Source organism: Citricoccus sp. NR2 (assembly GCF_027594385.1).
In the GTDB taxonomy this organism is placed as follows: Bacteria; Actinomycetota; Actinomycetes; order Actinomycetales; family Micrococcaceae; genus CmP2.
The window spans coordinates 2835578-2849561 of the sequence record NZ_CP115154.1 but is presented as its reverse complement, the minus strand read 5'-3'; the positions used below and the strand labels follow the sequence as shown (position 1 = coordinate 2849561).

13 protein-coding genes are annotated in these 13984 nt (G+C 65.2%); 11 read left to right on the top strand and 2 right to left on the bottom strand.

The genetic code is table 11. From position 1 onward, the window contains the following. Positions 1-9: 9 nt before the first annotated feature. Positions 10-627, top strand: coding sequence for a DivIVA domain-containing protein (locus O1A05_RS13395; RefSeq protein ID WP_270105713.1), 618 nt, complete (start codon positions 10-12; stop codon positions 625-627). A 39-nt stretch (positions 628-666) separates the two neighbouring features. On the opposite strand, the gene O1A05_RS13390 is transcribed toward O1A05_RS13395, so the two are convergent. Then, positions 667-1134 carry a GNAT family N-acetyltransferase gene (locus tag O1A05_RS13390; protein WP_270105712.1) on the bottom strand — a complete coding sequence of 156 codons (468 nt, stop codon included), beginning with the start codon at positions 1132-1134 and terminating at the stop codon, positions 667-669. Positions 1135-1236: 102 nt separating this feature from the next. Between O1A05_RS13390 and O1A05_RS13385 the strand changes: the two genes are divergently transcribed. The 6 genes from O1A05_RS13385 (at position 1237) to O1A05_RS13360 (ending at position 8042) form a co-directional block, all read left to right on the top strand. Continuing rightward, positions 1237-2595 (top strand): M50 family metallopeptidase, encoded by a 1359-nt coding sequence (locus tag O1A05_RS13385; protein ID WP_270105711.1) that lies wholly within the window; start codon positions 1237-1239, stop codon positions 2593-2595. 21 nt (positions 2596-2616) lie between these two features. Next, positions 2617-3618 (top strand): hypothetical protein, encoded by a 1002-nt coding sequence (locus O1A05_RS13380; protein WP_270105710.1) that lies wholly within the window; start codon positions 2617-2619, stop codon positions 3616-3618. A gap of 28 nt (positions 3619-3646) precedes the next feature. Continuing rightward, positions 3647-4576: a GNAT family N-acetyltransferase gene (locus O1A05_RS13375; protein ID WP_270105709.1), complete on the top strand. Its 930-nt coding sequence runs from the start codon at positions 3647-3649 to the stop codon at positions 4574-4576. An 86-nt stretch (positions 4577-4662) separates the two neighbouring features. Continuing rightward, positions 4663-5256 carry a hypothetical protein gene (locus O1A05_RS13370; RefSeq protein ID WP_270105707.1) on the top strand — a complete coding sequence of 198 codons (594 nt, stop codon included), beginning with the start codon at positions 4663-4665 and terminating at the stop codon, positions 5254-5256. A gap of 20 nt (positions 5257-5276) precedes the next feature. Beyond that, positions 5277-6134 (top strand): hypothetical protein, encoded by an 858-nt coding sequence (locus O1A05_RS13365; protein ID WP_270105706.1) that lies wholly within the window; start codon positions 5277-5279, stop codon positions 6132-6134. A 93-nt stretch (positions 6135-6227) separates the two neighbouring features. Continuing rightward, on the top strand, positions 6228-8042 hold the full coding sequence (locus O1A05_RS13360; protein ID WP_270105705.1) for a proline--tRNA ligase: 1815 nt from the start codon (positions 6228-6230) through the stop codon (positions 8040-8042). Here O1A05_RS13360 and O1A05_RS13355 read toward each other — a convergent pair. Further along, positions 8011-8775, bottom strand: coding sequence for a hypothetical protein (locus tag O1A05_RS13355; protein WP_270105704.1), 765 nt, complete (start codon positions 8773-8775; stop codon positions 8011-8013). The two genes, O1A05_RS13360 and O1A05_RS13355, sit on opposite strands and share 32 nt — an antisense overlap. 86 nt (positions 8776-8861) lie before the next feature. On the opposite strand from O1A05_RS13355, the gene rimP reads away from it, so the two are divergent. From rimP to infB, 4 genes are all read left to right on the top strand, one after another. After that, positions 8862-9437, top strand: a complete 576-nt coding sequence (rimP, locus tag O1A05_RS13350) for a ribosome maturation factor RimP (protein ID WP_270105703.1) — start codon at positions 8862-8864, stop codon at positions 9435-9437. Positions 9438-9542: 105 nt separating this feature from the next. Beyond that, a complete protein-coding gene (nusA, locus tag O1A05_RS13345) occupies positions 9543-10520 on the top strand; it encodes a transcription termination factor NusA (RefSeq protein ID WP_270105702.1) in 978 nt (325 codons plus the stop codon). Positions 10521-10662: 142 nt separating this feature from the next. Continuing rightward, entirely contained in the window at positions 10663-10995 is a 333-nt protein-coding gene (locus tag O1A05_RS15785) for a YlxR family protein (RefSeq protein ID WP_431521147.1), read from the top strand. Between the two features lie 126 nt (positions 10996-11121). Further along, positions 11122-13947, top strand: a complete 2826-nt coding sequence (infB, locus tag O1A05_RS13340; protein WP_270105700.1) for a translation initiation factor IF-2 — start codon at positions 11122-11124, stop codon at positions 13945-13947. The last annotated feature ends 37 nt before the right edge of the window (positions 13948-13984 follow it).

The window sequence follows — 13984 nt, the reverse complement described above, 5'->3', positions numbered from 1 at the left end:
TGATCGATCATGAACGCGAAAGCCCGAAGCGCTGCCAAGCGCGGGTCCAAGCGCGCACCACTGTCCGCGAACCCCGGTGAGGCCAACCCGTTCTCGACGACCTCGCGCAAGAACTACGGCTACGATCCCAAGCAGGTTGACGAGTTCATTCGCCGTGCCCGCCACGCTTACCACGGTGACGGAACCATGACGGCCGCCGAGGTGCGCTCCACCTCGTTTGACGCCGTCAAAGGCGGGTACACCGCTCACCAGGTGGACCAGGTGCTGGACCGGCTGGAGGACGCCTTCCTGCGCACCGAGCGCGATGAGCTCATCCAAAAGCAGGGCATGGAGACCTGGAATACGTACCTGGACGAGCTGATCCGGCGGCTGATGTTGCGCCTGGATCGTCCCGACGGCGAACGCTTCCGCCGCCCCAGTAACGAAGAGTCCACCAGCTATCACCAGCAGGATGTCGACACCCTGTGCCGGAAACTGCGGGGGCACCTCACCGACGAATCTTCAGTGTCGGTGACGGATCTGCGGGTGGTCTCGTTCCGCTCGGTGCAGGGTAGCGAGGGATATGAAGAGGGTCAGGTCGACGCGTTCATTGACGACGCCGTGGAACTTCTCACCGTTCTCGATTGAGCACCGGGAAAAGTACGGACGCCAGGGCGACCGGAACGATTAGGCGCTCAGCTCCAGAACGAGCTCGGTCACGACCTCGGCGCGAGCATTCGAAAAAGTCTTGACTTCGTCGACGACGGCGAATCCGCGGCGGGTGAGGACCTTCTGCGAACCGATATTGTCAACCGGCACATGGGCGCGGACCGGGCGCGGCTCGAAACCGGCCAGGAACTCATCGACCGCAGCCGTGGTGATGCCCTGACCCCAAAACTGTCGAGCGGTCCAGAACGACAACTCGGGCACATCATTGAGTCCTGCGCACACCAACGCTCCGGCCACGTGTCCGTCGTGCTCAATGGTGTACACGAGCGAATTCTCGTCACGCAACAGCGCTGACCAGTGGAAATCGAAGACGCCTCGATCTCGGGGATTGCGCGGCGCGAAGGCGGCCATCACATTCGCCTGCTCGTCCTGCTGCTGCAGGAAAAACTCGTCGACATCCGTAGAACGGACCTCACGCAGGATCATGATTGTCGTGACCTCCTCGTCACCGTCGGTCGATGTTCTCACTACTCTACGTGGTTCCGGTCGATTCAGCCGACACACAGCGCATACCTGCATAATGGTGCGGTGACTTTCTCTGCCGTGGCCTTTGTGATCGGTGTGCTCGTCGTCGCCGTTGGCATCATCCTCTCGATCGCCCTTCACGAAATCGGGCACCTCGTTCCCGCCAAACTTTTTGGGGTGCGGGTCACCCAATACATGGTCGGTTTCGGCAAGACCCTGTTCTCGTTCAAACGTGGAGACACCGAGTACGGGATTAAAGCAATACCGCTGGGTGGCTACGTGGCCATGATCGGCATGTACCCGCCGGCCCACCCCGACCAGGGGGAGCAACCGCGTAACGCCTCCACCGGGTTGCTGCAGCAAATGTCCCAGGACGCCCGTGAAGTCGCGGCCGCCGAGCTGCGCGAGGGTGACGAGCACCGGATGTTCATCTCCCTGCCCGTGTGGAAACGCATCATCATCATGCTGGGCGGGCCGTTCATGAACCTGGTGATCGGCACCGTGCTCACCGCTATCCTGGTGACCAGCGTGGGCGTATCCACCCCCACCACCACGGTCTCGGAAGTGTTCCGCTGTGCGATGAGCGCCCAAGAACAGACAGAGCGTGCCGAAGCCGGTGCTGAGGAATGCACCGACGAGGATCCTCCTTCACCGGCGTACGCGGCGGGGTTGAAGCCGGGAGACGAGATTACCTCGTTCAACGGGGAACCGGTCGTCGACTGGGAGTCGCTCACGGCCGGCATCCAGGAGCGCGCGGATCAGGTTACCGAGATCACCTACCTGCGGGACGGGACCGAGCACACCACCACGATCACCCCGCAACTCACGGCACGCCCGCAACTCGATTCGTTGGGACGTGTCCAATACGACGATGACGACAACATCATCACCCACCACGTCGGCTTCATCGGCATGGGATCTCTCGTGGAGAACCAGACGCAACCGGTCACCGAGACGTTTCCCGTGCTGGGTCAGCAGCTGGAAGCCACTGCGCGCGTGGTGGTGGCCCTGCCCGTGCGGCTGTGGGACACCGTCGTCGTGATTGCCACCGACGGCGAACGAGACCCCAACGGTCCCATGTCCGTGGTGGGGGTCGGCCGGATCGCCGGTGAGGCGGCCGCACAAGAAACGGTTTCGGTAGCCGACCGGGCGGCGATGCTCTTGTCGCTGATCGCCTCCGTGAACATTGCACTGATGGTGTTCAACCTCATCCCGTTGTTGCCCCTTGATGGCGGGCATGTGGCGGGGGCGCTGTGGGAGAAAATCCGCCGGACGTGGGCCAAACTGCGCGGTCAGAAGGACCCCGGTCCGTTCGATATTGCGCGACTGCTGCCGCTGACCTACATTGTGGCTGCTGGGCTGATGGTGATGGGCGCCATACTGATCGTGGCGGACATCGTCAAACCTGTTCAGCTGTTCTAGCTCGTCGTTAGAGTGGCCCCTATGCCTGACCCCTTCGATGCTACTTCACGCCCCGTCTCGTTCCCGACCCGTCGTGCCGTTCTGACCGGCCTGACAGGGGTGGGCGCGACATGGGTGCTGGCGGCATGCGGATCGGGAGGTTCCAACGCCTCGGGAAGTCCGTCCGCTTCGGGCAGCGCGTCCGCTTCGGTGAGCGCCGCGGCGTCGCCGTCACCCACCTCCACACCGAAACCCGAGCTGCCCGGTGGCGGCACCCGGCTGTTCCCGGGACGGCGATTCGTGGCCCTTTATGGTTCACCGGGAATCCCTTCCTTGGGGTTGCTGGGCGAGCAGGACCTGGAAGAATCCATCACCCGCGCCCAGGAACTGGCGGCATCCTACGAGGGAACCAGCCGCGAGCCGGTGATGCCCGCCTTCGAGATCATCTCCACGGTCGCCACCGCATCCGAAGGACCTACCGGTGAATACACTTCCGCGGTGGACATGGACGTGTTGCGTGAGTGGGTCGAAGCCGCGGCCGAGAGCGACATCTACGTCATCCTCGACCTCCAGCCCGGACTCTCGGATTTCCTCACCCAGGCGAAACACTTCGAGGACTTGTTGCTGGAACCCCACGTGGGCCTGGCGCTGGATCCCGAATGGCGACTGCAACCTGGCCAACGGCATATGGCTCAAATCGGACAGGTGCAGGCCGATGAGGTCAATGCGACGACCGAATGGCTGGCCACACTGGTGGCCGAAAACAATCTGCCCGAGAAACTGGTGATCCTGCATCAGTTCCAGCTGCGGATGATTGTCGACCGCGAAAAAGTGGCGGAGCGCCCGGGACTGGCGTTGCTGGTCCACGCGGATGGTCACGGCACTCCCGGTCAGAAAATGGACACCTATCGCACCCTAACGAAGGACCTGGCCCCGCATGTGCGAATTGGGTGGAAGAACTTTATTGACGAGGACAACCCCACCTTTACGCCGTCAGAGACGATGGACATTGTCCCCAAACCCTGGTTTGTGTCGTATCAGTGAGCCAGACTGCTGCTGAAGGAGGACGCCGATGAGTGTGATGCCGCACGGGGTGCACTGGACCGCCGAAGTCGACGCTGCGATCCGGTTGCGCACCCAAGACACGGTGCGTCTGCTCACGGACGCCGACACCGAAGCGCTCGGGCGGCTGTGCGCCAGCGATCCTGTTGCTCATTGTTACGTCCAGGCCATTCTCGATACCGGACGACTGGCCGGACCGTTGCGCGCCCTGCATCGCGGAGTGTTCCTGGGGATTGACGATCTTGACCGTCCCGGTGAACTGCTCAGCGCCTGCTGGGTGGGCTCCAACGTGGTCCCCGTCGGTTCCGACTGGTTAGCCGGCGAATTGATCGGACTCGCCGTGCGCGTGCTCGGCCGCCGATTGGGCTCAATTTTCGGTCCCCGGGAATCCGTGATGAGCATCTGGTCCGCCCTGCAAGAAGGTCCGCAACAGGCTCGGGACGTCCGCGAACACCAGCCGCTGATGATGCTGGACACCCAGCCGACCGGTCCGCTCAACCCGCGGGTTCGACCGGCGCGATTGGACGAGTTCTCCCGCGTGCTTCCGGCTTCCGTGGCCATGTTCACCGAAGAGCTCGGATACTCGCCCCTCGACGACGGACCCGTGATGTACCGCAGCCGGGTGGAGTCACTGATCTCCCGTGGGCACTGCCTCGTCGACATTGACGAAACCCCCGGTGAAACGGCGGGACGAGTGCGGTTCAAAGCCGACATCGGTGTCTTCACTCGCGCCTGCATCCAACTGCAAGGGGTTTGGCTGGCTCCCTGGGCCCGCGGCCAGGGCCAAGCAGCCGCCGCGGTGGCCGCCACCGCCGCCCACGCGCTCACCATGTCGCCGCGGGTGAGCCTCTACGTCAACGACTACAACAAGCCGGCCATCCGCACTTATCAACGGGTCGGATTCGAAACGGTCGGCGATTTCGCCACCGTGCTGTTCTGAGCCGGCGGGTGATCCTGGCGGTACACTGGCAACGGTGTCGGGAGCGAGTGGCGCGCCCGACAGGTCATCGCGTCGAAGGAATACCCATGCGAGCACGCCTCAGCGCACTCCCGTTGCGCGGCGCCGTCGTCGCCGTTGCCCTCTTGCTCTCGACCGGTTGTGGTGCCCCGGAAGAAGAACCCGAGCCGAGCCCGTCCGAGGCGCCGTCGCGGGAAGGGCCCAGTCACGCCGCCTCCACCGCTCCCGATTTCACGGCCGATTCCGTGTCCGTGGAATTCGAGGAGGCGCTGCTGGCCGAACTGGGGGAGCAGTCCACCACCTTGGCCGGCGAGTCCGCACTGGCAGCGCCCCAGGACTCCGACGACATGATCGAAAGCTCCGGCGTGAGTCCCGAAGACTGCGCCCCGGCCGCGGGGCTGGTCGTCACCACCGAAACCTCCCTGGTCATGGATGAAGAGCTGACGGAGGCGCCGGAGGACTCCGCCACCGATGGTGCAACCGAGGCCGTGACCGATGCCCCGTCCGGAACCGCCGCGACCCCGTCGTTGGACCTGGACCCCACTCTCGCGGTGTACGTGCCCGCCGGCACCGACCTCTACGTTGACACCGGGGACGCTGACACCGACACCGACGCCGCCGTGGAGCTCATCGAGCGACTGCGCGAACGTCTGGAGTCGTGACCCGCCGATGAAGGAGACCCATGACCGCTCATGACGCCTCACACATGGTGCGATTGGCCGGCACCCTGATGCTCGGCGCGCTGCTGTTGACCGGCTGCCGCGAGGGTGCCCCCGGCACCGAGGAGACTCCCGAGCCCACCGCGTCCACCACCGCGACCAGTGCGGAAGAAACCCCGTCGGCGACCGACCCGGAGGACCTTACCGAAGAGCATCTCGCGCAGGCGCTCTTGGACCTTCTGGGCGAGGACACCGAGATCCTCACCGGTGATGCCGTGTTGGCCCAGCAAGTGTTGCGCCAGCAGTGGAGCGATGTGGAGTCAGCAGAGCCCGCCGAGTGCTTGGCCACCCTGGTCGGCTCCGGATCACACGAAGACGGCGCCGACACGGCCGAACCGAGCGAGGAAGAAACCCCCGGCCCCCTTGAAGAGGCCGGAGCCACGCTCGCCGCGGCTGGCACTACTGTGGATGCCTCCCAGCCCGGTAGCTATATCATCGAGCAGCTCACCGTGATGACCTTCGACTCCCCGGAGGCAGCATCCGAGTATGTGCTGAACCAGCGTGACGTCGCGATCCGCTGCGACACCGTGGACGTCACCCTCGGCAATGGCACCCAGTTGCGCGCCGACACCGAAGTCACCGAGCTCAGTCACCACACCGATGAAGCCCTCGAACTGCTCAACTCGATCGTCCCTGCCGAATCCGAGGATGACGAGGAAGAACAGGGCAGCGCCCAATTACCGTCCATGGACATCTCCACCGTGCTGGTCCGCGACGGTGACCAGGTGTACAGCTACCTCAGCTCCGAACCATCCGACGTCGGGGTCGGGCTCACGTTCATCGATCAGCTCAGCGAGTCCCTCCGCCTCGAGGAGAGCTGAACCGCGCTCAGACGGTAAGCTGGAGCAGGCTGTCCGAAGCGCCGTCTTGCGCCGGGCATCCCACCCTGTCGCCCCAGTTCGAACGGAGCCGAAATGCCGCTGCGCATGTCCACCCTCTTCCTGCGCACCCTGCGTGATGATCCCGCAGAGGCCGAGGTCGCCAGCCACAAGTTGCTGGTCCGAGCCGGGTACATCCGGCGCGCCGCCCCGGGAATCTACACCTGGCTGCCGCTGGGGCTGCGGGTGAAGAACAAGGTCGAGCAGATCGTGCGCGAGGAAATGAACGCCATCGGCGGCCAGGAAGTGCTCTTCCCGGCCCTGTTGCCGCGCGAACCTTACGAGACCACCGGACGCTGGGACGACTACGGGGACAACCTCTTCCGTCTGCGAGACCGTAAGGACGCCGACTACCTACTGGCCCCCACCCACGAGGAAATGTTCACCCTGCTGGTGAAGGACCACTACTCCTCCTACAAGGACCTGCCGGCCTACCTGTACCAGATTCAGACCAAGTACCGTGACGAAGCTCGTCCGCGGGCGGGTCTGTTGCGCATGCGCGAATTCATCATGAAGGATTCCTACTCCTTCACCGTGGATGAGGCCGGTCTCGACGAGGCCTACGCCGCCCACCGCAGCGCCTATCTGAAGATCTTCGCCCGGCTAGGTCTCGAGGTCGTGCCCGTGCAGGCCACCGCGGGTGCCATGGGCGGCTCCCAGTCTGAAGAATTTCTGCACCCCTCGCCGGTGGGCGAGGACACCTTCGTTGAGTCCGCCGGCGGATTCCGCGCCAACGTTGAGGCCGTGACCACCGTGGTCCCCGAACCGCTGGACTACACCAACGCTCCGGCGGCCGAGGTCAAGGACACCCCGGATTCCACCACCATCGCCACTCTGGTGGACGTCTCCAACCAGTTGCTGCCCCGCGAGGACCGGGCATGGGAAGCTGCAGACACGCTCAAGTGCGTGGTGCTCACCGCGGTCGTCGACGGCGGAGAACGCCGCCAGTTCGTCGTCGGTGTGCCCGGAGATCGCGACGTCGACCTGAAGCGCCTCGAAGCCAGCGTGGCCGAGCTGCTCCAGGTCAACGGCGAACCGACACTGGAACCGGCCACTGAAGAGGACCTGCGCAAGCACCCGGGACTGGTCAAGGGGTACATCGGCCCCACCGATTTCAGCAGCGGCACCGCTCGAGCGTTCTTTGGCGAAGAATCCCAGACCCGGCTGCCGTTCTTCGTGGACCCGCGCATTGTGGCCGGTACCGCCTGGATCACTGGCGCCAACTCCGCCCAGCAGCACGTCTTCGGCCTGGTGGCCGAACGTGACTTCACCTGGGACGGCGTCGTTGAAGCCACCGAGGTGCGTGACGGCGACCCGGCCCCCGACGGTTCCGGACCGCTACAGACCCGCCGCGGCATGGAAATGGGTCACATCTTCCAGCTCGGCCGCAAATACGCCGAAGCATTGGACCTGAAGGTGTTGGACGAAAACGGCAAGCAGGTCGTCGTCACCATGGGCTCCTACGGCATCGGTGTCACCCGCGCGGTCGCTGCCCTGGCCGAGGCCCACCACGACGAGCACGGCCTGGCCTGGCCTGTCGCCGTGGCCCCGGCCGAAGTGCACATCGTGGCTACCGGTAAGGGCGACGAGATTTTGGCAGCAGCTGAAAAGCTCAGCTCTGAGCTCGAGTCACGCGGACTGGAAGTGCTCCTGGACGACCGCAAGAAGGTCTCCGCCGGCGTGAAGTTCTCCGACTCCGAACTCCTCGGCGTCCCGCTGACCGTGGTCGTGGGCCGCGGCCTCGCCGACGGTGAGGTGGAACTCAAGGTCCGTGCCACCGGTGAGCGCCGCAACGTCGCCGTCGCCGACGCCGCCGAGATCATCGACGATCAGCTGCGCTCCCTGCGCTGAGCTCCTCGAGCACCGTGGCCTGCCACAAACCGTTGCGGGCCACGGTCTCGACCTTCTCGGAATCCGCATCCACCCACACCCGGGTCCACTGATCGGTCAGCGCGGGCAACAGCCGCGTCAACTCAGAGGCCGGAGCCTCCGTAACCTGGAACGCGGTGCCCGCCTCATCCCAGCACTCGGTCGGCACCCACTGCTGCAGTGCCCGCCACATCGTATACGTGCCTTGGGCGGTTTGTTCCGCGAATTCGGCGTCGCCGGCAGCGGCAGCGCGCGCTTCGGCGGTCTCGCTCAACTGGCCCAGGGCGCGGGTCGATGCCATAGCGGTCTGCACCGCCGAGAGGGTGGAGGACTCACAGGACAGTGCTTCCGTGCCCGCCACCGCCTCGCTCAGTGTGGACACCGCCGGGGGAGTCTCGCCAGCCGCGGCCAGACGCCGGTACTCCGCCACCAAGGCCGCACCGCGCTGCTCGCGATTCTCTTGCACCCATCCGGTACCCGGCGCCAGGTTTCCGCCGGCATCCGAGACGATCGGAGTTTGCCCGGGGGAGTGCTCGCCCACCAGGGCCCGAACCACACCGGATGCGAGTCCCCACAACGCCACCAGAAATCCTGCGGCCAGTAGTAACCCCAGTCCCACCACCAGCCACCGAGACCACACGCGACGCGGCTGCGACCTCGTCGAGGCTGGACCCGCGCTGGGGTTCTCCGGTGAATTTGGCGTGCTGGTGCTCACGCCTGTGTATTGTGTCATGTTCTGGGCCTGTCCTGAGTACCCTGGTAGCCGAGAGTCATCCGTTTCCCACTCCAGAAGGAGCCGACATGTCTGCACAGCCTGCACCGAGGAGCCTGCCGGACTCCGCACGCCCCGAAGACGAGCGCACCGCATTGGAGCGGCTGGTGCTGGGCGCCCTGGACACCACCGGGCTGTGGCTCGAGGAGGTGCGGGTCACCGGTTCGGGACCGTCCCAGGTGCTGACCGTGATCGTCGACCTGCGCGAAGGAACCGAGGGCGTTGACATGGACACCCTGCAGACCGCCACCGAAGCGGTCTCCCACGCCCTGGATGCGATCGACGACCTGCCCGAGCTGGGCCGCGACGCCTACCAGCTGGAAGTCAGCTCCCCGGGAGTCACCCGCCCGCTGACCAGCCCGCACCACTGGGCTCGCAACGTCGGCCGCGTCGTGGAAGTGACCATTGGCGACGACGACGAGGCCGTCTGGGGGCGCATCATCGCCGCCGATGACGAGGGTATCGACTTCGCCGAAATCCGCCCCGGCGCCAAGAAAGGCATGCCCGCCAAGGAGTCCGCACCGAAACGCCACTCCTACGCGATACTGTCTAGCGCCGTCGTCCAGGTAGAGTTGACCCACGGCCGGTCGATCACCGGAGCCTGATGCTGTCCTGACAGCGAGGTTGGGGCTGGAAATTCGGCAACGAGATCGACAGCCCACGGCCCAGCACCCACAAGCGAATACAGGGAAAGAAACGGGAGGCACACGGTGGACATTGACATCAGCGCGCTGCGCATGCTGGAGAAAGAGCGGGAAATTCCGCTGGATCAGCTGCTGCCCACCATCGAGCAGGCCATCTATCTGGCCTATCAGAAGTCGCCCGGCGCCTTGAGCAAGGCCCGCGCCGAGGTCGATCGCAAAACCGGCAAGGTCACCATCTGGGCCGCCGAGATCGATGAAGACGGTACCGAGATCGGCGAATTCGACGACACCCCCTCCGGGTTTGGCCGCGTCGCCGCGTCCACTGCCCGTCAGGTCATCCTGCAGAAGCTGCGCGACGTCGAAGACAACCAGATTCTTGGTGAATTCCGCGACAAGCAGGACGAGTTGATCTCGGGGGTGATCCAGCAGGGCAAGAACCCGCACATGGTGATGGTCAACCTCGGCTCCGTCGAGGCCGTGCTGCCGCCCCAGGAGCAGGTGCCCGGCGAGGATTACACCCACGGCCGGCGGCTGCGCTCCTACGTGGTCTCGGTGCAGCGGGGCATGAAGGGCCCCTCCATCACCCTGTCCCGCTCCCACCCCTACCTGGTGCGCAAGCTCTTTGAACTTGAGGTGCCTGAAATTGCCGACGGTTCCGTCGAGGTGATGGCGCTGGCTCGCGAGGCCGGACACCGCACCAAGATCGCCGTGCGCGCCACCCAGCCCGGCGTCAACGCCAAGGGCGCTTGCATCGGTGAAATGGGCGCTCGTGTGCGTGCGGTGATGACGGAACTGAACGACGAGAAGATCGACATTGTCGATTACTCCGAGGATCCGGCGACCTTCATCGCCAACGCGCTGTCCCCGGCCAAGGTGGCTTCCGTGCCGCGCGCCGATGAAGCCACGCGCACGGCCCGGGTGATCGTGCCCGACTACCAGCTGTCCTTGGCCATCGGCAAAGAAGGCCAGAATGCACGCCTGGCGGCGAAGCTGACCGGCTGGCGCATCGATATCGTCGGTGAATCGCAGGCAGAATCCCGCTGAGTTAAGCCTTCACGTCACCCTGATCGCATGAGGAGTGTCACGTCCGACTCACATCGACGGGCAGAAAAGGCTAGACTAGTAGGCGGTCCATCACTGTGGCGACGTTCGATGCGCCCGACGATATCTGTGAAGCGGGTGTGGAATGCGCGATCGTAGTCCGGTGCGCACCTGCATCGGCTGTCGCCAGAGAGAGGACCAGTACCACCTGATTCGAGTGGTGCTCGTCGGTGATGCGGATACCCGATCCGTGACCCTCGACGAACACCGTCGCCTGCCGGGCCGAGGGGCCTGGTTGCATCGAGACCCTCGATGTTGGGATCTGGCTGAGTCGCGACGCGGTTTCGCACGCGCCTTCAAAGGGCCCGTAGACACCACGGACCTCCGCGAGCAGCTGAACCGAGCAGCCGAGCGTCTTGTGAGGCGAGACGAATCAGGACGACAACAGACAAACCATGAAAGCGGGTCAGAGATCTGATGGATACCCGGTGAGCACGCGATGAGTGCCCAACGATGAACATCACACCCATCAACGGTCTGACGCCGGAGGTGTGCGCGAGCTAATTCGTGCATGCGTCACGGTTCGGACCAGAACAGGAGAACCGTGGCGAAGCTACGCGTCCACGAAGTTGCTAAGCAGCTTGGTATCACCTCGAAGGAGGCGCTGTCGAAGCTCCAAGACATTGGAGAGTTCGTCTCCTCAGCCTCCTCGACCATCGAACCCCCGGTGGTTAAAAAACTGAAGGCGGCCTACGCCGACGCCCCCGCAAAGGGCGATGCAAAGAAGCCTGCCGCGGGCAAGCCCAGCGCTCCGAAGCCCGCTGGCAAGAAGCCGGCCGCACCCGCTGCCCAGAAGCCTTCCCCCGCAGCTCCCAAGCCCGGTGCCTCGTCGGCGCCCAGCAAGGATGCTGCCCCGGCCGAGAAGCCCGCTGCGGCTCCACAAGCCAAGCAGACTCCGGCCGCACCGACTCCGGCCTCGTCCGCACCCGAGAAGCCGGCTGCATCGAACGCTCCGAAGCCGGGAGCCGCTGCGCCCAAGCCGGGTCCGGCCGCACCTGCATCGAAGCCCAATGGCCGAGGTGGCGGCGGACGTCCGGGCAACAACCCGTTCACTCCGAAGCACAGCTCCGACGAGCGCTCCGGCGGTCCCCGTCCCTCGGGTGGCCGCGGTGGTGGACCGCGTCCGGGCAATAACCCGTTCGCACCGAAGCAGGGCATGAAGCCCAGCCGCAACGACGGCGATCGTCCCGCACCGCGCCCCGGCGGTAGCCGCGGCACGGCCGGGGCGCCTCGTCCTGGTGGCGCGGGGGGACAGGGCGGCGGTCCTCGTCCTAACCCGTCCATGATGCCCGGCCAGATCTCTCGGCCCGCACCCGCCGGTGGCGGACGTGGAGCCGGTGGTCGCGGTCGTGGTGGCGGCGCAGCCGGCGGCGGCCCCAGCACCGGTGGACCCGGTGGCGGCGCACCTCGCGGTGGTCGCGGCGGTCGCGGTGGCACCCAGGGCGCTTTCGGCCGCGGAGGCGGCTCGCGCAAGCAGCGCAAGTCGAAGCGCGCAAAGCGCCAGGAGCTGGAGCAGCAACAAGCACCAGTGGTAGGCGGCGTCAAGGTCCCCAAGGGCGACGGCGGCACCGTGGTGCGTCTGCGCCGTGGCTCCTCGCTGGCTGATCTGGCAGACAAGATCAAGGCGGATCCGGCGGCCCTGGTGACCGTGCTCTTCCACCTCGGTGAGATGGCCACAGCGAACCAGTCGCTCGACGAGGGCACCTTCCAGGTGCTCGGCGAGGAACTGGGCTACAAGATCGAGATCGTCTCGCCCGAGGATGAGGATCGCGAGATCCTGGACTCCTTCGACATCGACCTCGAAGCCGAAGCTGAAGGCGAGAGCGCCGATGATCTGGCGAAGCGCCCGGCTGTGGTGACCGTCATGGGTCACGTCGACCACGGTAAGACCCGACTGCTCGACGCTATCCGCTCCACCCACGTCATCGAGGGCGAAGCCGGCGGCATTACCCAGCACATCGGTGCCTACCAGGTCAGCCTGGAGCACGAGGGCAAGGAACGTCGCCTGACCTTCATTGACACCCCCGGTCACGAGGCGTTCACCGCCATGCGCGCCCGTGGTGCCAAGGTCACCGATATCGCTGTGCTCGTGGTTGCTGCCGACGACGGCGTCATGCCGCAGACGGTGGAAGCCCTGAACCACGCCAAGGCGGCCGGTGTGCCGATCGTCGTCGCGGTCAACAAGATCGATAAGCCGGAAGCGTCCCCGGACAAGATCCGTGGACAGCTCACCGAATACGGTCTGGTGCCCGAGGAATACGGTGGTGACACCATGTTCGTCGACGTCTCTGCACGCCAAAACATGCACATCGACGATCTGCTCGAAGCTGTCATGCTCACCGCGGATGCCGCACTGGAGCTGCGCGCCAACCCAGACAAGGACGCGCGCGGCGTGGCGATCGAGGCGAACCTCGACAAGGGCCGCGGCGCCGTGGCAACCGTGCTCGTGCAGTCCGGTACCCTCCGGGTCGGCGATAACATGGTGGCGGGCACCGCCCACGGCCGTGTACGTGCCATGTTCGACGAGAACGGCGACACGGTCTCCGAGGCGCTGCCGTCGCGCCCCGTGCAGGTCCTCGGACTCTCCACCGTGCCGCGCGCAGGTGACCTGTTCCTGGTGACCGAAGATGACCGCACCGCGCGTCAGATCGCTGAGAAGCGTGAAGCCGCCGAGCGCAACGCCACCCTGGCGCGTCGTCGCAAGCGGATCACCCTGGAAGAGTTCGACCAGGCCGTGGCCGAGGGCAAGATTGACACGCTGAACCTGATTATCAAGGGCGACGTCTCCGGTGCCGTGGAGGCCCTGGAAGATTCGCTGATGAAGATCGACATCGGCGAGGACGACGTGCAGCTGCGCGTCATCCACCGTGGCGTGGGTGCCATCACCCAGAACGACGTCAACTTGGCGACCGTGGACAACGCGATCATCATCGGGTTCAACGTCCGCCCGGCCGAGCGCGTCAACGAGTACGCCGACGAAGAAGGCGTAGACATGCGCTTCTACTCGGTCATCTACGACGCCATCGACGATATCGAGTCCGCCCTGAAGGGCATGCTCAAGCCGGAATACGAAGAGGTCCAGCTGGGCACCGCCGAGGTCCGCGAAGTGTTCCGTTCTTCGAAGTGGGGCAGCATCGCCGGTTCGCTCGTCATGTCCGGGATTGTCCGCCGCAACGCCTCGGCACGCCTGGTGCGAGACGGTGCCGTGGTGGCCAACGATCTCAAGATCGAGTCGCTGCGCCGGTTCAAGGACGACGCCACCGAGGTCCGCGAGGGCTACGAGTGTGGTATCGGCCTGGGCAAGTTCAACGACATCAAGGACGGCGATATCATCGAAACCTACGAGATGCAGGAGAAGCCGCGCGTCTAATGATGCCTGCCCGCACCACCGCACCGGCGGTGCGGAC